General features: G+C 68.1%; 20 protein-coding genes. 12 read left to right on the plus strand and 8 right to left on the minus strand.

Going from position 1 to position 17,307, the window contains the following annotated elements; genetic code table 11:
- Positions 1-255 precede the first annotated feature (255 nt).
- The 6 genes from FXN61_RS14705 (at position 256) to map (ending at position 4,488) form a co-directional block, all read left to right on the plus strand.
- Positions 256-1,107, plus strand: a complete 852-nt coding sequence (locus FXN61_RS14705; protein ID WP_167974216.1) for a GNAT family N-acetyltransferase — start codon at positions 256-258, stop codon at positions 1,105-1,107.
- Positions 1,108-1,125: 18 nt separating this feature from the next.
- A complete protein-coding gene (locus FXN61_RS55315) occupies positions 1,126-1,683 on the plus strand; it encodes an NTF2-like N-terminal transpeptidase domain-containing protein (RefSeq protein WP_312877734.1) in 558 nt (185 codons plus the stop codon).
- A gap of 77 nt (positions 1,684-1,760) precedes the next feature.
- Entirely contained in the window at positions 1,761-2,915 is a 1,155-nt protein-coding gene (locus FXN61_RS14710) for a penicillin-binding transpeptidase domain-containing protein (RefSeq protein ID WP_312877735.1), read from the plus strand.
- Positions 2,916-2,952: 37 nt separating this feature from the next.
- Positions 2,953-3,231 carry a type II toxin-antitoxin system Phd/YefM family antitoxin gene (locus FXN61_RS14715; protein ID WP_167974218.1) on the plus strand — a complete coding sequence of 93 codons (279 nt, stop codon included), beginning with the start codon at positions 2,953-2,955 and terminating at the stop codon, positions 3,229-3,231.
- A complete protein-coding gene (locus FXN61_RS14720; protein WP_167974220.1) occupies positions 3,228-3,620 on the plus strand; it encodes a type II toxin-antitoxin system VapC family toxin in 393 nt (130 codons plus the stop codon). Before FXN61_RS14715 ends, FXN61_RS14720 begins: the two co-directional genes overlap by 4 nt.
- A gap of 10 nt (positions 3,621-3,630) precedes the next feature.
- Positions 3,631-4,488, plus strand: a complete 858-nt coding sequence (map, locus tag FXN61_RS14725; protein ID WP_167974222.1) for a type I methionyl aminopeptidase — start codon at positions 3,631-3,633, stop codon at positions 4,486-4,488.
- Here the strand turns inward: map and FXN61_RS14730 are convergent.
- Entirely contained in the window at positions 4,475-5,155 is a 681-nt protein-coding gene (locus FXN61_RS14730) for an alpha/beta fold hydrolase (RefSeq protein ID WP_246291525.1), read from the minus strand. The two genes, map and FXN61_RS14730, sit on opposite strands and share 14 nt — an antisense overlap.
- A gap of 28 nt (positions 5,156-5,183) precedes the next feature.
- Here FXN61_RS14730 and FXN61_RS14735 point away from each other — a divergent pair, with 28 nt between their 5' ends.
- Positions 5,184-6,683 carry a cobyric acid synthase gene (locus FXN61_RS14735; RefSeq protein ID WP_167974287.1) on the plus strand — a complete coding sequence of 500 codons (1,500 nt, stop codon included), beginning with the start codon at positions 5,184-5,186 and terminating at the stop codon, positions 6,681-6,683.
- Here FXN61_RS14735 and FXN61_RS14740 read toward each other — a convergent pair.
- Positions 6,607-7,500, minus strand: a complete 894-nt coding sequence (locus tag FXN61_RS14740; protein WP_167974225.1) for an EamA family transporter — start codon at positions 7,498-7,500, stop codon at positions 6,607-6,609. The two genes, FXN61_RS14735 and FXN61_RS14740, sit on opposite strands and share 77 nt — an antisense overlap.
- A gap of 73 nt (positions 7,501-7,573) precedes the next feature.
- On the opposite strand from FXN61_RS14740, the gene FXN61_RS14745 reads away from it, so the two are divergent.
- Complete coding sequence (locus tag FXN61_RS14745; protein ID WP_167974227.1) at positions 7,574-8,467, plus strand: LysR family transcriptional regulator; 894 nt, start codon at positions 7,574-7,576, stop codon at positions 8,465-8,467.
- Here the strand turns inward: FXN61_RS14745 and FXN61_RS14750 are convergent.
- Genes FXN61_RS14750 through FXN61_RS14760 form a run of 3 tightly spaced genes read right to left on the minus strand, consistent with a single transcriptional unit; the run spans position 8,464 to position 11,379 of the window.
- On the minus strand, positions 8,464-9,552 hold the full coding sequence (locus FXN61_RS14750) for a winged helix DNA-binding domain-containing protein (RefSeq protein ID WP_167974229.1): 1,089 nt from the start codon (positions 9,550-9,552) through the stop codon (positions 8,464-8,466). The genes FXN61_RS14745 and FXN61_RS14750 overlap by 4 nt on opposite strands.
- Positions 9,549-10,652 carry an epoxide hydrolase family protein gene (locus FXN61_RS14755; protein WP_188135066.1) on the minus strand — a complete coding sequence of 368 codons (1,104 nt, stop codon included), beginning with the start codon at positions 10,650-10,652 and terminating at the stop codon, positions 9,549-9,551. The genes FXN61_RS14750 and FXN61_RS14755 overlap by 4 nt, the downstream gene beginning before the upstream one ends.
- A 55-nt stretch (positions 10,653-10,707) precedes the next feature.
- Positions 10,708-11,379 (minus strand): FadR/GntR family transcriptional regulator, encoded by a 672-nt coding sequence (locus FXN61_RS14760; protein ID WP_167974231.1) that lies wholly within the window; start codon positions 11,377-11,379, stop codon positions 10,708-10,710.
- 47 nt (positions 11,380-11,426) lie between these two features.
- On the opposite strand from FXN61_RS14760, the gene FXN61_RS14765 reads away from it, so the two are divergent.
- Together FXN61_RS14765 and FXN61_RS14770 are read left to right on the plus strand one after the other, a co-directional pair.
- Positions 11,427-12,671, plus strand: coding sequence for a CynX/NimT family MFS transporter (locus tag FXN61_RS14765; RefSeq protein ID WP_312877736.1), 1,245 nt, complete (start codon positions 11,427-11,429; stop codon positions 12,669-12,671).
- A gap of 52 nt (positions 12,672-12,723) precedes the next feature.
- On the plus strand, positions 12,724-13,128 hold the full coding sequence (locus FXN61_RS14770; RefSeq protein ID WP_167974235.1) for a VOC family protein: 405 nt from the start codon (positions 12,724-12,726) through the stop codon (positions 13,126-13,128).
- Here FXN61_RS14770 and FXN61_RS14775 read toward each other — a convergent pair.
- The 3 genes from FXN61_RS14775 to FXN61_RS14785 form a co-directional block, all read right to left on the minus strand.
- Entirely contained in the window at positions 13,125-13,538 is a 414-nt protein-coding gene (locus FXN61_RS14775) for an NADPH-dependent FMN reductase family protein (RefSeq protein ID WP_167974237.1), read from the minus strand. The genes FXN61_RS14770 and FXN61_RS14775 overlap by 4 nt on opposite strands.
- Positions 13,539-13,602: 64 nt before the next feature.
- On the minus strand, positions 13,603-14,976 hold the full coding sequence (locus tag FXN61_RS14780) for a mycothione reductase (protein ID WP_167974239.1): 1,374 nt from the start codon (positions 14,974-14,976) through the stop codon (positions 13,603-13,605).
- Between the two features lie 475 nt (positions 14,977-15,451).
- Entirely contained in the window at positions 15,452-15,979 is a 528-nt protein-coding gene (locus tag FXN61_RS14785) for a YbhB/YbcL family Raf kinase inhibitor-like protein (RefSeq protein ID WP_167974241.1), read from the minus strand.
- A 232-nt stretch (positions 15,980-16,211) separates the two neighbouring features.
- On the opposite strand from FXN61_RS14785, the gene FXN61_RS14790 reads away from it, so the two are divergent.
- A complete protein-coding gene (locus tag FXN61_RS14790) occupies positions 16,212-16,835 on the plus strand; it encodes a polysaccharide deacetylase family protein (protein ID WP_246291526.1) in 624 nt (207 codons plus the stop codon).
- Between the two features lie 25 nt (positions 16,836-16,860).
- The gene (locus FXN61_RS14795; RefSeq protein WP_167974245.1) at positions 16,861-17,307 is read left to right on the plus strand and encodes an AMIN-like domain-containing (lipo)protein; all 447 of its coding nucleotides are present in this window, start codon (positions 16,861-16,863) and stop codon (positions 17,305-17,307) included.

Here is a 17,307-nt window from a genome sequence, read left to right on the forward strand (position 1 = left end):
AGGCGGCGCTGGACAGGTCTTTGATCAGATTGGCGGGGTCTGGGGCGGAGCCCCAGAAAGCAACCGGCACACCAGCACGCAACCCGACCACCTACGGACAACAAACCGGCACCCGCCAACGAAACAGGGAGACGGCCCACCAAACCGGCGCGACGACCCCAGACGAAACCAGCAAGACCCAGGTGCGGACCGTCACGCCCGCTCCGCACAGTTGGCTGATGCCATACCCACACCCAATCTGGCACGCTAGGTGACGTGCTGAGGCTGGCCGGAGCGCGCGTACTCGACGAGCGCGACCTGATCGACGTGCGCGGGGTGTTCGACAACGACCCCGTAGCCGCGTGCATGGTCGCGGCAAGGGTGGAAGTGGCCGGCCTGGATCCGTGGCGCCTGGGCGGCGAGATGTGGGGTTCGGACAACCGCCCCATCAGAGGCCGGGTGGACGGCCTTTGCTTCTCAGGCCCGAACCTGATCCCGCTCAAAGGCGGCACCACAGCCATGCGGATGTTCGCGGACCGAGCAAGGCGCAGGGGCCGGATGTGTTCCAGCCTCGTGGGCCCGGCCGAGCAGGTCTTAACCCTCTGGGACGAACTCCAGCCGGACTGGGGCCCAGCGAGGGAGGTCCGCGGCGACCAGCCCCTGATGGCGATCTCCAGCACCCCCAAGGTCACCCCGGACCCACTGGTGAGACAGGTCCGCCCGAGCGAGCTGAACCGCTACCTCCCCGCCGCCATCTCGATGTTCATCGAAGAGGTAGGCATCGACCCGTGCGCCGAGGACGGAGGCGCGGCCTATCGGGCACGGGTGTCGGAGTTGATCGCCGCAGGCAGGGCGTTCGCGAGGTTCGAACACGGCGAGGTCGTGTTCAAGGCCGAGATCGGCGCCATGTCGTCGAGGGTCGGCCAGATCCAGGGCGTGTGGGTCCGCCCGGACCGCCGCGGAGGCGGCATCGGCACGGCGGGCACCGCCGCCGTGGCGGACAGGCTCGTGCGCGTTCTCAACCGCACGGCGAGCCTCTACGTGAACGGGTACAACCACGTCGCACAGGCCGCGTACCGCCGAATCGGCTTCGAACAGGTCGGCCAATACGCGACTGTCCTGTTCTGAACCGGCATACTCGCGCGGGTGCGCCTTCTCGCGACGATCACGGTAGTGCTGGTGACGGTGAGCGGCTGTGGGCTGTTCAAGTCGGAACCGGGGGCACCGGAGATCACCAACGACTTCCTGGCGAAGCTCGCGTCCGGTGACGTGCAGGGTGCCGCCGGGCTGACCGACAACCCCAACGAGGCCAAGGACACCCTGGAGAAGTTCAGGGGCGCGCTGAAGCCGGAGGGGCTGACCAGCAAGGTCGACCAGATCCGCAAGAACGGGGAGACGGCGTCCGAAGCGAGCGTCAGCCTCGACTGGGACCTCGGCAAGAACCGGCACTGGACGTACTCCACCAAGTTCGACGTGCGCCAGGAGGGCGACACCTGGAAGGTGCACTGGGCGTCGTCCGTGGCGCACCCGAAGCTCGCCGCGCAGCAGTCCATCCGGCTCACCGAGCTCAAACCGGACCCGGCTCCGGTGCTGGACCGCGACGGAACGCCGTTGCTGGCCCCTGAACGCGTCGTGTCGGTGCTGCTCGTCGCGAAGGAGGCCGGTGACGTCGCGGCCGTCTCGAAGGCGTCGCGGACGCGCTGAACCCGCTCGACAAGGCCATCACGCAGCAGACGATCACCGAGGGCGTCGGCAAGACCCCTGAGGGTCAGGCCTACCAGGTGGCGGCGCTGCGTGACCCCGACTACCAGTCGGTGAAGCCGAAGATCTACGAACTGCCGGGCGTGCGGTTCAGCTCGCAGACGTCGTTGCTGGCGCCGAGCCGCAACTTCGGCAACCAGGTGCTGCCCGCGGTGCGCAAGCTGGTCGAGAACGACATCGCAGGCAACGCGGGCTTCCGCGTCGCCACCGTCGACGCGCAGGGCACCGAGATCGACGAGCTGCACTCGAAGGCGCCCGAGCCGGCCAAGGCCGTGAACGTCGCGCTGTCCCGCGCGATCCAGGCCGCCGCCGAGGACGCCGTCGAGCCCGTCGGGCAACCCACGATGCTGGTGGCGATCCAGCCGTCGACCGGCGACATCCTGGCCGTCGCGCAGAACGACCCCGCCGACGCCCAGGGCGCCATCTCGCTGACGGGCCGCTTCCCTCCAGGTTCGACGATGAAGGCGGTGAGCGCGCTCGCCGCGCTCCAGTCCGGCAAGGTCAACGCGGAGTCCCCGCTGCCGTGTCCCGGCAAGACCACCATCGACGGGCGGCGGATCGTGCCGAACTCCAGCGAGTTCGACAAGGGCACCATCCCGCTGCGGTCGGCGTTCGCGTTCTCCTGCAACACGACGTTCGCGCAGCTCGCCGTCGACATGCCGCCGGACTTGCTGACGAACTCCGCGCAGTCGCTGGGGCTGGGCGTCGACTTCGACGTTCCCGGACTGACGACGATCACCGGTTCCGTGCCGCCCGCGACCGACGTCGTGGAACGGGCGGAGGACGCGTTCGGCCAGGGCAAGGTGCTGGCGTCGCCGTTCGGCATGGCTCTGGTCTCGGCGTCCATCGCCAAGGGTTCGATGCCGGTGCCGCAACTGGTGCGCGGCAAGGAGAGCAAAGCGGACAAACAGCCCACCGCACCGCCGGCCGCCGCGCTCGACCCCGTGCGGCAGATGATGCGCGAGGTCGTCGACTACGGCACTGCACCACAGCTCAAGCCGTACGGAGATGTGAGGGGCAAGACAGGCACGGCGCAGTTCGGCGACGGCGTGCACTCACACGGCTGGTTCATGGGGTACCGAGGCGATCTCGCCTTCGCGACGCTGGTTCTCAGCGGCGAGACCTCGACACCGGCCCTGGAGGTGGCGGCGAGGTTCCTCAAGGCGGTGCCGTGATGAGCTGGTCGCGCGACCATGTGATACATTGTGAAACATGGAGCCCGAACTGGTTGGCCTTCGCGAGCTTCGGCACCACGCCGCCGACTATGTGCGGCGGGCTGAGGCGGGCGAGCGCATTGCGATCACGGACAGGGGTCGCGTCGTTGCAGAGATGGGGCCACCCAGTGATCCCGCGAACGTGCGGCTGATGCTGGCTGCCAACGGGCATCTCGTCCGTGGTCGAGGTCGGAGGCTTCCACGGCCGCTGCCGCCGCGCGATGGCGTCCAGCTGTCGGAGAAGGTCCAGCAGATGCGCGACGAGGAGCGCTGGTGATCTATCTCGACACCTCGGCGCTCGTGAAACTGGTGAGGGCTGAGGCGGAGACGGACGACCTCGTCGCGTGGCTCGGTGAGCGCGCTGACCTCGTCACGAGCTCACTGGCAAGAGTGGAACTCATGCGGGCTCTCCGAGAGGAAGGCGAGGCGGAGAAGCGGCAGGCCGCCACGATTCTCGTCGACATCGATCAGGTGCCGATGACGTTCGACCTGCTGGACGCCGCAGGCGCGCTGCCGCAACCGGTTCGTTCTCTGGACGCGATCCACCTGGCATCGGCGATCCGCCTGCGTGACGTGCTGGAGGCGTTCGTCGCCTACGACAAGCGCCTGCTCGCCGCCGCCGACGAGGTAGGACTCCTGACCGTGGCACCAGGTGCGGACGGCTAATGTGGAGAGCATGGCTGTTCGTGCTCCGCTGCAACCAGGTGTGCAATCTCCGCGTCGCCAGGTGCCCTCGCGCATCGTGCGTCCCGAGTACGTGGACAAGCCCGCGCCGCAGCGCGGCACCGACCCGTGGGTGCAGACGCCGGAGATCATCGACGCCATGCGGATCGCCGGCCGGCTGGCCGCGCAGGCGCTGCAGGAGGCCGGCAAGGTCGTCGTTCCCGGCGTCACGACGGACGAGATCGACGCGGTGGCGCACGAGTTCCTGTGCGACAACGGCGCGTACCCGTCCACGCTCGGCTACCGCGGCTTCCCGAAGTCGTGCTGCACCTCGCTGAACGAGGTCATCTGCCACGGCATCCCGGACAGCACGGTCGTCGAGGACGGCGACATCGTGAACATCGACGTCACCGCGTTCATCGGTGGCGTGCACGGCGACACGAACGCCACGTTCCTCGCGGGCAACGTCGCGGAGGAGAACCGGCTGCTGGTCGAGCGCACGCACGAGGCGACCATGCGCGCGATCAAGGCCGTGAAGCCCGGCCGTGAGATCAACGTCATCGGCCGCGTGATCGAGGCGTACGCGAACCGCTTCGGCTACGGCGTCGTGCGCGACTTCACCGGCCACGGCATCGGCCGCTCGTTCCACAGCGGGCTCGTGATCCTGCACTACGACGAGCCGTCGGTGAAGACGGTGCTCGAGCCGGGCATGACCTTCACGATCGAGCCGATGATCACGCTCGGCGAGTACGAGGGCGACATGTGGGACGACGGCTGGACCGTCACGACGAAGGACAAGAGCTGGACCGCTCAGTTCGAGCACACCATCGTCGTCACCGACACGGGCTCGGAGATCCTCACAGTCTGCTGACCACTGCTTTCAGCGCGGCCGCGACCGCCGAAGGCGACGTCGCGGCCGCCAGGTGGTGCGATTCGACGCGCTCGACGGCCCAGCCCAGCTTCTCGGCCTTGGCCGCCGCGTCCTCGTAGAACGACGACAGCAGCACGTACCCGCACGGCCCGGACCACTCGACGACCGGGCGCTGCTCCTTCAGGAACTCCCACGGCACCTCGGGTGCCTCGTCGCGCATCTCCTCGCGCAGCCCGGCGGGCACGAGCCGCAGGGGGTCGGAGTCGAACCACCGGTCCCAGCGCGGCAGCCTGCCGTCCCGCACCGACGCCTTGACCTGGCTGACCAGACCGGGGTCCACGGTGTCGCGCCACGATCTGCCCGGTGTCGGCAGGTCGGAGTCGAGGAACACCAGCCCGGCCACGTCCATTTCGAGAGCGTCGGCGAAGCCCGGCAGCAACGGCCCCGCGCCGCTGTGACCCACCAGAACCAGCGGCCCCGAGACACCGGAGTCGTCCACGGCGTCGGCGAAAGCGCCCATCAGCCGCTGGTGCACAGGGGCTTCGTTGACGGTCATCTGCAGGTCGACCAGCAGGACGGCCACCCCGTCGGAGGCGAGTTCGTCGGCGAGCGGGCGCATGCTCGACGGGCCGAGGAACGGGCTGTGCATGAGCACGACGGTGACCATGCTGGTGATGATGGCAGCATTGGCGTCCATGCGGGGCGCGATGTTGATCTGTGGGACGACCTCGGACGCGGGCAAGAGCGTCCTGGTCGCCGGTCTTTGCCGCTTTCTGGCACGCCAGGGCGTTGACGTCGTGCCGTTCAAGGCGCAGAACATGTCGAACAACTCGTTCGTCACGCTCGACGGCGGCGAGATCGGACGGGCCCAGGCGCTGCAGGCGCGGGCGGCTCGCAAGGAGCCCAGCGTCAGGTTCAACCCGGTGCTGCTGAAGCCGGGCAGCGACCGCACGTCCCAGGTCGTCGTGCTCGGCAAGGCGGTCGGTGAGGTCTCCGCCTTGAGCTACCGCGAACGCAAGCAGCACCTGCTCGACACCGTTCTGTCCACTTTGGATGGACTCAGGCGCGACCACGAGGTCGTCATCTGCGAGGGTGCTGGCTCACCGGCCGAAATCAACCTGCGCCCCAACGACATCGCGAACATGGGCCTGGCGACGCGCGCCGGCCTGCCGGTGCTCGTCATCGGTGACATCGACCGCGGTGGTGTGTTCGCCCACCTCTTCGGCACCGTGGCCGTGCTGGACGCGGCCGACCAGGCGTTGGTCTCGGGCTTCGTCATCAACAAGTTCCGCGGCGATGAGCGCCTGCTCGAACCGGGTCTGCACCAGCTTCGGGCGCTGACCGGACGACCCGTGCTCGGCGTGCTGCCGTGGCGCGAGGAACTCTGGCTCGACGCCGAGGACTCGTTGTCCTACAACGCGGACGGTGTGATCGGAAGGCCGCAGCCGCCGTTGAAGGACTGGCTGCGGGTCGCCGTGATCCGGTTGCCGCGCATCTCGAACGCCACCGACGCGGAGGCTCTGGCCTGCGAGCCCGGCGTCTCCGTGCGGTTCGTGACAGAGCCGTCACGGCTGGCGGACGCGGACCTGGTCGTGCTGCCCGGCTCCAAGGTCACCGTCTCCGATCTCGCCTGGTTGCGCGAAACCGGTCTGGCTCAAGCGATTCAGCGCTTCGATGGCCCGGTAGCCGGCATCTGCGGCGGCTTCCAGATGCTGTCGAAGCGCATTGAGGACGACGTGGAGTCCCAGTACGGGACGGTCGACGGGCTCGGCCTGCTCGACGTCGACATCCGCTTCCAGCCTCGGAAAACCCTTGCCACGCCATCAGGTACGGCGTGGGGCGAGCCCGTCATCGGCTATGAGATCCATCACGGTCAGGTCGTCCGCAGCACCGAACAGCCGTTGATCGGTGAGGAAGGTGCTCAGACCGAACGAGTTCTCGGCACCCACTGGCACGGCCTGCTGGAGAACGACACGTTCCGCCGCAAGTTCCTGCGCTGGGCCGCCGACCGCGCCGGCCGCGACTTCGAACCCGGCGAGGTGAGCTTCCAGGCCGCCCGCGAGGCCCAGCTGGACCTGCTGGGCGACCTGGTCGCGGACCACCTCGACACCAAGGCCGTCATCGACCTGCTGGAACGAGGGGCTCCCGCTGGGCTTCCGTTCGTGCCGCCCGGCGCCCCACCAGCTGCGGAATAGCGAGCCCCAGCAGCACGACCCCGCCGGCCGCCGCCCGCAGCACGGTCAAGTCCTCGCCGAGGAACGCCCACGCCGAGAACATCCCGAACACGGGCACCAGCAACGAGAACGGCGCCACCACCGACGACTCGTACCGGCGCAGCAGGAACCCCCACACACCGAAGCCGAGCAGCGTCGAGATCCACGCGACGTACCCGACCGCGCCCGCACCGGCCCAGCTCAGCCTGCCCAGCGCCGACATGTCCTCGGTCAGGAAGGCCAGCAGGAACAACGGCAGCACCGCCACCGCGCTCACCCACACCATGAAACGCAACGTGTCCGCCGGTCGCGCGTACCGCATCAGCACGTTCGACACGCCCCAGCACGCCGCCGCCGCGATCACCAGCAGGAACCCGAGCAGCGGCGACGAAAGCCCGTAGTCCCAGGCGATCAACCCGATTCCCGCGACGGCGAGCACGATTCCGGCGATCTGCACGGGCTTCGGCCGCTCGCGCAGGACGACGGTGGCGAACACCGCCGTGAAGATCACCTGGCTCTGCAGCACCAGCGAGCTGAGCCCTCCCGGCATGCCCGCGTCGAGGCCGATGAACAGGAAGCTGAACTTCGCGACTCCCAGCACCAGCCCGACCGAGATGACCCAGCGCCACGCCACCGACGGCCGTCCCACGAAGAAGATCGCGGGCACCGCCGCAGCGAGGAACCGCAGGGCCGAGAACAGGATCGGCGGGAACTCGTCGAGGCCCACCTTGAGGATGACGAAGTTGAAGCCCCAGATGGCGGCGACCAGCACGGCGAGCAGGACGTGGCGGGGACTCATGCAATCAATCTTGCAGGCGCCGACTATTAAGTACCAGTTCCGATTACTTAGGTTATGGGTTTAGCATCGCTACATGCTCGACCTGGGAAGACTGAAGGCTTTGCACGCCATCGCCACGCACGGCACGGTCGGCGCGGCGGCAGAGGTGCTCGGCTACACACCGTCCGCGGTCTCGCAGCAGATCGCCAAGCTGGAACGCGAAACCCGCACCACGCTGCTGGAACGCCGCGGCCGGGGCGTCCGGCTCACCGACGCGGCCTGGCTGCTGGCCGACACCGCGGGCCAGGTCCTGAAGCTCGTCGAAGAGGCCGAGGTGGCGTTGGAGGAACAACGCGGCGCCGCGATCGGCCGCCTCTGCATCGGCTCGTTCGCCACGGCCGCGCGAGGCCTTCTGCCGGACGTCCTGGCGAGGCTGGCCGAGCAGCACCCGGCTCTCGACGTGCGGCTGACGGAGATCGACCCGCCACAGGCGACCGAGGCCGTGGCACGCGGTGAGCTCGACATGGCGATCGTGCACGACTGGCAGAACACCCCGCTGCCGGTGCCGGATTCGCTGTCCCGCGTGGCGGTCTGCGACGACGTCGCCGAGGTGCTGATCCCCGTCACGAATCCCTTGTCGCGAAAGGACTTCCTCGAACCCGCTGATCTGGCCGGGCAGCGGTGGATGAGCCAGCCGGAGGGGTCGATCTGCTTCGACTGGCTCGTGCGGACGTTCCGAGGGGCGGGGATCGAGCCCGAGCTGGCCTACCGGGTCAACGAGTACCGGACGCAGATCGCGTTGCTGGACAAGGGGATCGGGGTCGCGCTGATCCCGAGGCTGGGCAGGGGAGAGGTGCCGGGCACCGTCAAGGCCGTGCCGTTGCGCCCGAACCCCACCCGGCGGCTGTACGCGGTGTGGCGGACGCAGGCCACGCGCCGGCCCGCCATCACCGCGGCTCTCGAAGTGATCAAGCAGGTCGCGGTCTAAGGGGCGGCGACCACGTGGGCCTTCTTCGGTGCGATCACCTTGAGCGCCGCCTTGGCCTCGCGGACCACTCCGCCCATGTCCTTCATCGTGGTCTTGAAGTACGGCTCGATCGTGAGCGTCGCGGTGTCCTTGGTCTCCACCACGTTCCAGGTGCCGCGCAGGAACCCGTCCACGAGGAACGTCGGCGGGAACACGCCGTTGCGCACGGCACCCCACCGCGACCGCGCGTCCTCGCTCATGATCCGCGTCCGGTCCGCGTGCCCCAGCAACACGTTGTCGAACGAGGGCAGCAACCGTGCGGGCGCGGGGGTGTCCTCCGGCACGATCACGCCGTCCGGCACGTCCAGCAGCACCTTGCCTGCCTCGTTCCGGTACTCCACGAGCTCCAAGCCGGCCGCGTGCGCTTTCAGCCCGGTCAACCGCGACCAGGCCTGCACGTCCGCGAGCGTCGCCGGTCCGAACGCGCGCAGGTACCGCGTGATCAGCTCGCCCACCGCGGCCTGCTCGGGGAGGTCGCGGCCGAGCCACGTGGCCATCGCGACGTTCTGCGGAATGCCGCCCACGCCCCAGATCCCGCGCGGCGGCACCTGCACCATGGGCACCAGCATCTGCGCCTGAGTCGACAGCTCGCGCGCCCTCGCCTCGGGGAAGTGCTCCTCCAGGTGCGCGCCGATCTCCGCGACCGTGCGCGGTTCGGTGTCGACGTACTCGCGCGTGATCCGCGCCAGCTTGTCCAGGTCGATCTCGACCCTGGTGGCAGGCGGCATCGCGGTGCGCGCCCACTTGTTCAGCTGCGGCTGCAACGCCGTGCGCATCAGGTACACGTCGTCGGCCGAGATCAGGTGCAACGTGCCGCGCCACAACGTCATGCGCACCAGCGACCGGTCGATGATCAGCTTGCTCAGCGCGTCGAACTCGAACGGCGTGAGCCGCGTCCACAGCGCGAGATAGGGCGGCGCCGGCGCCTGGGCCTGGAGGCCGCCGAGGTGCTCGACGGCCTCCACTATCGGCGTGGTGGTCCGCTCCAGGAGCATCTGCCGCGCCAGGAGCGTGCGGTTGAGAGTGCGGTTCGACAGAGTGATCACAGCGACCCGAAGAACTTCTTGATGTCCTGGACCAGCAGGTCCGGCTCCTCCATCGCGGCGAAGTGGCCGCCGCGGTCCAACTCCGTCCAGTGGACGATCGTCGGAATCATCTTGTCCGCCAACGATCGCACCGGTGCGCCGATGTCGTGCGGGAACACCGCGACGCCCGTCGGCACCGTGGTGGGTTGCTGCTGGCCCCACGATGCCGACTGCTCCTTGTAGAGCTGCGCCGAGGAGCCTGCCGTGGCGGTGAACCAGTACACGGACACGTTGGTCAGCATGTGGTCGCGGTCCACCGCGTCCTCGGGCACGCCCTCGTTGTCCGTCCAGTCGTGGAACTTCTCCACGATCCACGCCAACTGGCCGACCGGCGAGTCCGTCAGCCCGTACCCGAGCGTGCGCGGCCGGGTGCGCTGGATGTGCATGTAGCCGGAGAGCTCTTTCTGGTAGAGGTCCAGCGACTCCAGCGCCTTGAGCTCCTCCGGAGTCAGGTCGTTGACCCCCTGCGGCCGGAACGTCAGCAGCATGTTCACGTGCACGCCGACGACCTGTTCGGGGAACACCCGGCCGATCTCCTGCGCTATGCCCGAACCCCAGTCGCCGCCCTGCGTGCCGTAACGGTCGTAGCCGAGACCATCCATCAGCTTCGCGAACGCCCATGCGACGCGCAGCACGTTCCAGCCGGTCTTCTTCACCGGACCCGAGAAGCCGAAGCCGGGGATTGAGGGGATGACCAGGTGGAAGTCCTCGGACAGCGGCCCGATCACGTTCAGGAACTCGACGAACGAGCCGGGCCAGCCGTGGATCAGCAGCAGCGGCAGCGCGTCGGGATTCTTCGACCGCACGTGCAGGAAGTGGATGCGCTGACCGCTGATCTCGGTCGTGAACTGCGGGTAGGAGTTGAGCCGCGCCTCCTGCGCGCGCCAGTCGAACCCGGTGCCCCAGTACTCGGCGAGCGGGCGCAGGTAGCTCAGCGGGATGCCGTAGGACCAGCCGACGCCCGGCAGGTCCTCCTCCGGCCACCGCGCGTTGCCCAGGCGTGAGTGGAGATCGTCGACCTCGGCCTGCGGGATCTCGATGCGGAACGGCGTGATCTCCATGGCCCCCACGCTATGAGCTCATGCGGACGGTTTCCGTCCGCGTTCGATCAGCTTGCTAGCAGAACTTCTCGATCAGCTCCTCGAAGAACCCGCCCGCCTCGATCGCCGCCTTCTCCTGGTCTCCGTCACGGACCGCGTGCAACAGCCCGGTGTGCGAGACCTGGTCACGTCCAGGCTGGCTGGTGTCGACAGATGCCGCCACCGAAGCTTTGACCGCCTCGGTCAAGCCCTGGTAGAGCTCTGCCAGCAGGGTGTTGTGCGAGCACTGCACGAGCAGCACGTGGAACGCGGTGTCGTGCTCGATCACCTCGGCCCACTGCTCGGCCTCCATCGCCGCGTCGCGCTTGCGCAGCAGCTCGGTGAGGCGCGCCAGTTCGGCGTCGGTGCGGTGCTTGGCGGCCAGGCGCGCGCCCTCCATCTCGAGGGTGCGACGGACCTGGAGCACCTCCTTCAGCTCCGTTCCGCACATGCGGCGGACCGCGCCGGAGATCTCGCTGGTCGCGCGGACGAACGTGCCGTCGCCCTGCCGCACCTCCAGCAGGCCGGCGTGCGAGAGCGCCCGCACGGCCTCGCGAACCGTGTTCCGACCCACCCCGAGCGCGGTGACCAGCTCGGGCTCGGGCGGGATGCGCTGCCCGACGGGCCATTCGCCGGTGGTGATCGCGCCCCTCATCTGCTCGATCACCTGGTCGACGAGGCCCGCCCGTCGGGTAGTGGCCAACGGCACAGCGTCATCCTTTCATCCGAACATCCTACGTCTGCGATAGTGTGCGCGTGACGATTCAGCAGACGACCATTGCCGGACAGACTGCCACCGATCGAGGTCGCAGGGTCGCGGTCGTCAAGAATCGTCACGTTCCGCTGGTCGGATCCACGCTGCTCGCGATCGGGGTCGCCCTCGCGGCGGCGAATCTCCGCCCAGCGGTGACCAGTCTGGCCTCGGTGCTCGTCGATGTCCGCGCCGCCCTGGGGGTTTCGGCCGCTTGGACCAGTGCGCTGACCGCCGTTCCGGCGCTCTGCTTCGGCTTCGCGGCGTTCGCGGCGCCATGGCTCGGCCGCCGCCTCGGCATGGCCCGTGCGATCGGACTGTCATTGGGGGTGCTCACGCTCGGCCTGGTCCTGCGCGTGATCGACGGTCCGTGGGTCGTGCTGGGCGGCACCTTCATCGCGTGTGCCGGCATCGCCGTGTCCAACGTGCTGATCCCGGTGGTGGTGAAGGCTTCCTTCCCCACCAAGGTCGGTCTGATCACCGGTGTCTACACGGGAACGCTCGCGGCGGGTGCCGCGCTGGCCGCCGCTCTCACGCCTCCGCTGGAGGACTTCCTCGGCTCGTGGCGTCTCGCCGTCGGTGCGTGGGCGCTGCTGTCGGCCGGTGCGGTGATCGTGTGGTTCGCCGGTGCGCGGCACGGGGCCGAGTCGACCGTCGTCCGCTCGGCTGCCCCGGTGGCGAAGCGTTCGTTGCTGCGCAGCCCGCTCGCGTGGGTCATCACGGTGTTCTTCGGCCTGCAGTCGCTGTTCGCATACACCGTCATGGGCTGGCTGCCCGCGATGCTCGTCGACGCCGGTGTGGACCGGAACACCGCCGGCATGCTGCTCGCCGTCTCGATGCTGCTCGGCGTTCCGGTGAGCCTCTTCGTGCCGCCGATCGCGGCCCGGTTCTCCAGCCAGGGCCCGATGGTGCTGGCGCTCGGCCTGCTGTCGTTCGCCGGCATCTTCGGAATGCTCGTGGCGCCTGCCGCCGCTCCCGGCCTGTGGGTGGTGCTGATCGGGTTCGGCATGGGCATGTTCCCGCTGGCGCTGCTGGTCATGTCGCTGCGCACGAAGTCCACTTCGGACACCGCGAGGCTGTCCGCGATGGCGCAGAGCATCGGCTACCTGATCGCCGCCACCGGCCCGTTCGCGTTCGGCCTGCTGCGCGACACCACCGGCTCGTGGACGACGTCGCTCGTGCTGCAGCTGGTGCTGCTCGCCGCGTTGACCGCTTTGGGCATGATCGCCGGTCGTCCGCGCTACGTCTAGCCGGTCAGGAATCGAGAAGCGCGGCGTTCGCGCTGGTCCTAGCGTTGTCGCCATGGACATCAACATTCATGCGACGTTCCTCCCGCACACCGACCCCGACGCCTCGCTCGCGTTCTACCGCGACCTGCTCGGCTGGGAGGTTCGCGCCGACGTCGGCAAGGGCACGATGCGCTGGATCACGGTCGCTCCCGTGGGGTCGAGTTCTGCTGTCGTGCTGGAACCGCCGGCGATGGCCGAGGGCCTCACGGACGCGCAGAAGACCGCCATCGCCGAGATGATCGAGGGCGGCTCGTACGGGTACATCCAGCTGTCCACGCCTGACCTGGAGGGCGTGTTCGACAAGCTGCAGGCGGGTGGCGGCGACGTCGTGCAGGAGCCGACCGATCAGCCGTGGGGTGCGCGTGACTGCGTGTTCCGCGACCCGGCCGGCAACAACGTCCGCATCATCAAGGCCTAGTTGCTCTCGAACCCGCGGTGCAGCACCGTGAGCTGGTCGGCGAGGTAGCGGGCCCATGCCTTCGCCCGGTCCCAGTCCGGTGCCGCACCGCCGAAGCTGACCGGCCCGACGGCCCCGAGCTTCCGCACCATGCGCGCGACGTCGTTCGGCACGGGCGGAATGCCGCGGTGGAACAACCACATGGGCGTGTGTTTGAGGTAAACCTTGTGCCGTCGCACAAACCGATGCGCGTCACGCGTCGCGGCGTCACCCATGATCACGGCACCGAACCCATGCAGCGTTTCGGCCGCGGCCACCGAGAGCACCGTGACTCTCAGCCCGCAGCCGGCGAGCTCGGTGCCGATGATCTCGGCGATCTCGTCCGTGGCGGCGATTTTCGAGGTGTACGCGACAAGAACCCTGTCAGCCATCGCCGCATTGTTACCCGTTGTTCCGCTTTGCGGCAGCGGCGGAAGTCCCTGTCGTTCGGGGCCTTCAGTCCAACGGCAGGTTGAGAAGCGCGTTCTCGACCAGCTCGGGCATCGCAGGATGGATCCAGTACTGCCCATGTGCCATGGACTTCGCGTCCAGCCCGAAGCTCATCGCCTGGATCAGCGGCTGGATCACCGTCGACGCCTGCGGCCCGATGATGTGCGCGCCGATCAACTGGCCGGTGGCGGGGTCGGCGATCAGCTTCGCGAAGCCGGTCGTGTCCTCCATGGCCCAGCCGTACGCGATGGACGCGTAGGCCTGGCTCGCGGTGACGTACCGGATTCCCTTCGCCGTGGCCTCTTCCTCGGTGAGACCGACGCTCGCGATCTGCGGGCTGGAGAACACCGCGGCGGGCACGAAGCGGTGGTCGCTCTTGATCTGGTCGTCCGGGTTCAGCAGGTTGTGCTGCACGACGCGCGCCTCGTGGTTGGCGACGTGCTTGAGCTGGTAGTCAGAGCTGATGTCGCCCAGCGCGAGGATGTGCTGCTGGCTCGTGCGCTGGTACTCGTCGACCTTGATGCGGCCGTCCGCGTGGGTCTCGATGCCGGCCTTCTCCGCCTGGAGCAGATCCGTGTTCGGCTGGCGGCCGACGGCGACGAGGAGTTGGGCCGCCTCAACGGTTTCCTCGCCGTCGGGGCCTTCCAGGTGCAGACGGACGCCCGTTGCGGTCTTTTCGGCGCGGGTGGTCTTCCTCTGCAGGCGGACGTCCCACTTCGACTTCGCGATCTCGGTGAAGCGCTCGGCGATCTCCAGGTCCTCGTGGCGGAGCAGGAGGTTCGAGCGGGCGATCAAGGTGACCTTGACGCCGAAGCTGCTGAAGACGTGGGCGAACTCGGAGGCGATGAAGCCGCTGCCGACGATGATCAGGCTCTCGGGGAGTTCGTCGAGGCGCATGATGCTGTCGCTGGTGTGGAAGCCGGTGGTCTCGATGTCCGCGATGTCGGGGATCGTCGGCCGGCTGCCCGCCGCGATGACGATCCGGTCGGCGGTGATCGTCTCGCCGGTGCCCGTGTCGATGGTGTGGGCGTCCACGAACGTCGAGGTGCCCTCGTAGACGGTGACGTTGGCGTTCTCGTTGGCGCGCCAGTTCCGTCCGCCCTCGGCGATCGGGTCGATCCTGCCGAAGATGCGGTCCCTGATCTCGGGCCAGTGGACCGCGTCCAGGTGGGCGTCCACGCCCAGCTTCTTGGCGTTCGCCGGTGCGGCGGCCTGGTCCGCGGTGTGGACGAACATCTTGGTGGGGATGCAGCCCACGTTCAGGCAGGTGCCGCCGAAGGTCCCCTTTTCGAGGATGGCGATCTGCCAGCCCGCCATCGCCTCGTTCGGGATGGAGTTGCCGGAGCCGGTGCCGATGATGACCAGGTCGAAGTGCCTCACGTGTCGATCCAACCATTTCGGGGGAGGTGCTGTTCCCGGGTTGGGTGTTACGTGGGCCTTACGCGTCGGGGTTTGGTGGGCGTTGGCGTTGGTGGTCGGCTTTGGTGGTTGGGTTCCTGTTTCAAGCTTCGGGGCTCCGCCCCGGACCCCGCCAATCTGATCAAAGACCTGTCCAGCGCCGCGCGCGGGTTGATGGCACGCCTGTTGCTTTTGGCGGCTTGCTGCTGCGTAGGTGGTTGCGGTTGGTGTGGGGTGGTCCCGTCACGAGTCGCACTCGAAGGCAGCCACACCCGAGGAGGGGTGTCAAACGGACGAAAAGCGTGTCCGTTTGACACCCCTCCTCGGGCGCGGCAAAGGCATCGGCACGACTCGTGACGGGACCACCCCACCAGCGTTGTGTGTGAAAAGCGGTCGGCTCGGCTCCGCCTTCGCGTCGGCTCGCCTTCGGCCTCGCGGGAGTCGCGTCGCCTGTTGGTCAGTGCTGGTAGGTCGGGGTGATGATCGCTCGCGCCAGGGTGTGGAAGGCCAGGTTGAAGCTCACCACGGCCGGTGAGGCGTCGGCGTCCACGTCTAGCTTGTCCACGTCCACCGCGTGGACCACGAAGTAGTAGCGGTGCGGGTGGTCGCCCTTGGGTGGGGCGGCGCCGCCGAAGGCTCGGGTGCTGTAGTCGGAGCGCACGTGGAAGGCGTCACCCGGAAGTGTGGCGTCGGAGGCTCCTGCGCCGGTGTCCAATGAAGTGGTGGTGGCGGGGAGGTTCACGGCCACCCAGTGCCAGAAGCCGGAGGGGGTGGGGGCGTCGGGGTCGTAGCAGGTGACCACGAAACTGCGGGTCTCGGCCGGGAAGCCGGACCACGAGAGCTGGGGTGAGGTGTTGCCGCCTTCGAAGACCTGGGCGTCGGGGAGCTGTTCGCCGTCGCGCACGTCTGTCGAGGTGACGTTGAAGGTGCCGACCTGCGGGAGCAACTGGTAGGGGTCGGGAGCGACTGGACGCTCGAGGCTCATCGGAACTCCTCCTTCTTGTGATCAGTTCGAGCCTATCCCCGTGCAACCATGGAGGCCTGCGCGGCGTCTTCCGCGTGGAGGGGGATTTTCGATGTCCAGGTTGCGGCTGATTGCTGCATTTGCGCTGGTTGCCGGGCTCATTTCATGTGGACAGACGCCCGATGAGCAACCCAGTGGCCCCGTTCTCACGACGGCGCCCACCACGACGAGCACGCCTGAAGAGCCGAAGCGGATGTTCGAGCCGCCGTATCCGTACGGCACGGTGCAGGCGAAGGCTCCGGCGGTCGCGGACGGGATGGTGCCGGTCGTCACGCACATCCCGACTGACAAGCCGTACGTGTTCATCACGATCGACGACGGTGCTGTGCAGCATCCGAAGGCGCGCGAGCTGATGATCAACGCCGGCGTGTGGCCGTCGGTGTTCCTCAACACGAAGTACGCCGAGGGGCACAAGGACTACTTCAAGGAACTGCCCGCCACGGTCCACAGCCACACGACCAGCCACCCGAACCTGCTCGGCAAGCCGTTCGAGTTCCAGAAGAACGAGATCTGCGGCAACGCGGACTTCCTGACCACCGACTACGGCAAGCGGCCGACGTTGTTCCGGCCGCCGTTCGGCAACTACGACGCGACTACCCGGCATGCCGCCGCCAGCTGCGGGTTCAAGGCGCTGGTCAACTGGACCGCGGCGGTCAACGACGGACGTGTGCAGTTCCAGCAGGGCGACAAGCTCAAGCCAGGTGACATCGTGCTCATGCACTTCCGGACGACGTTCGTCGAGGACTTCACCGCGTTCCTGAACCGGGCGAAGCAGGACGGGCTGACTCCGGTGCCGCTGGAGGACTTTCTGGGGTGACCGACGTCTGAAAGAGGGGGAAAGAATGAAGCGAATCGCAGCAGCGCTCATCGCCGTGGGGATGGCGTTGAGCATCGTCCCGGCGGCGTCCGCGGCCGAGTACGCGCAGCTGACCGACGTCCGGACCGGCCATCACGCGACGTTCGACCGTGTGGTGTTCGACCTGACCGGCGGGCAGCCGCAGGACAGCGTCAGTTCGATCGCGGAGCCGGTGAGCTGCGGCTCCGGCAAGCCGATCTCGGCGCTGGGCAAGGAGTTCCTCGAGGTGCGGCTGCAGCCGGCTGACGCGCACTCCTACACCGGGTCGCGCAACATCACCACGGGCCTGGGGACCGCGCAGAGCGTCGTGTTCACGTGCGACTTCGAGGCGGACCTGTCGATCGCGATCGGCGTGGACCACGCGAACCCGACCTACCGGGCCTACTTCCTGACCAACCCGCTCCGGTACGTCGTCGACATCAACCACAGCTGA

It is taken from the genome of Lentzea indica (assembly GCF_012184385.1).
Lineage (GTDB): Bacteria > Actinomycetota > Actinomycetes > Mycobacteriales > Pseudonocardiaceae > Lentzea > Lentzea indica.

Bases quoted from the DNA above. Each gene is read 5' to 3' on its own strand.
- FXN61_RS14745 (WP_167974227.1), top strand. From the start codon at position 7,574: ATGCTCGACCTGGGAAGACTGAAGGCTTTGCACGCCATCGCCACGCAC.
- FXN61_RS14785 (WP_167974241.1), bottom strand. From the start codon at position 15,979: ATGAGCCTCGAGCGTCCAGTCGCTCCCGACCCCTACCAGTTGCTCCCG.
- FXN61_RS14715 (WP_167974218.1), top strand. From the start codon at position 2,953: ATGGAGCCCGAACTGGTTGGCCTTCGCGAGCTTCGGCACCACGCCGCC.
- FXN61_RS14790 (WP_246291526.1), top strand. From the start codon at position 16,212: ATGTTCGAGCCGCCGTATCCGTACGGCACGGTGCAGGCGAAGGCTCCG.
- FXN61_RS14755 (WP_188135066.1), bottom strand. From the start codon at position 10,652: ATGGAGATCACGCCGTTCCGCATCGAGATCCCGCAGGCCGAGGTCGAC.
- FXN61_RS14795 (WP_167974245.1), top strand. From the start codon at position 16,861: ATGAAGCGAATCGCAGCAGCGCTCATCGCCGTGGGGATGGCGTTGAGC.
- FXN61_RS14740 (WP_167974225.1), bottom strand. From the start codon at position 7,500: ATGAGTCCCCGCCACGTCCTGCTCGCCGTGCTGGTCGCCGCCATCTGG.
- FXN61_RS14775 (WP_167974237.1), bottom strand. From the start codon at position 13,538: ATGGCTGACAGGGTTCTTGTCGCGTACACCTCGAAAATCGCCGCCACG.
- map (WP_167974222.1), top strand. From the start codon at position 3,631: ATGGCTGTTCGTGCTCCGCTGCAACCAGGTGTGCAATCTCCGCGTCGC.
- FXN61_RS14770 (WP_167974235.1), top strand. From the start codon at position 12,724: ATGGACATCAACATTCATGCGACGTTCCTCCCGCACACCGACCCCGAC.
- FXN61_RS14730 (WP_246291525.1), bottom strand. From the start codon at position 5,155: ATGGTCACCGTCGTGCTCATGCACAGCCCGTTCCTCGGCCCGTCGAGC.
- FXN61_RS14735 (WP_167974287.1), top strand. From the start codon at position 5,184: ATGCGGGGCGCGATGTTGATCTGTGGGACGACCTCGGACGCGGGCAAG.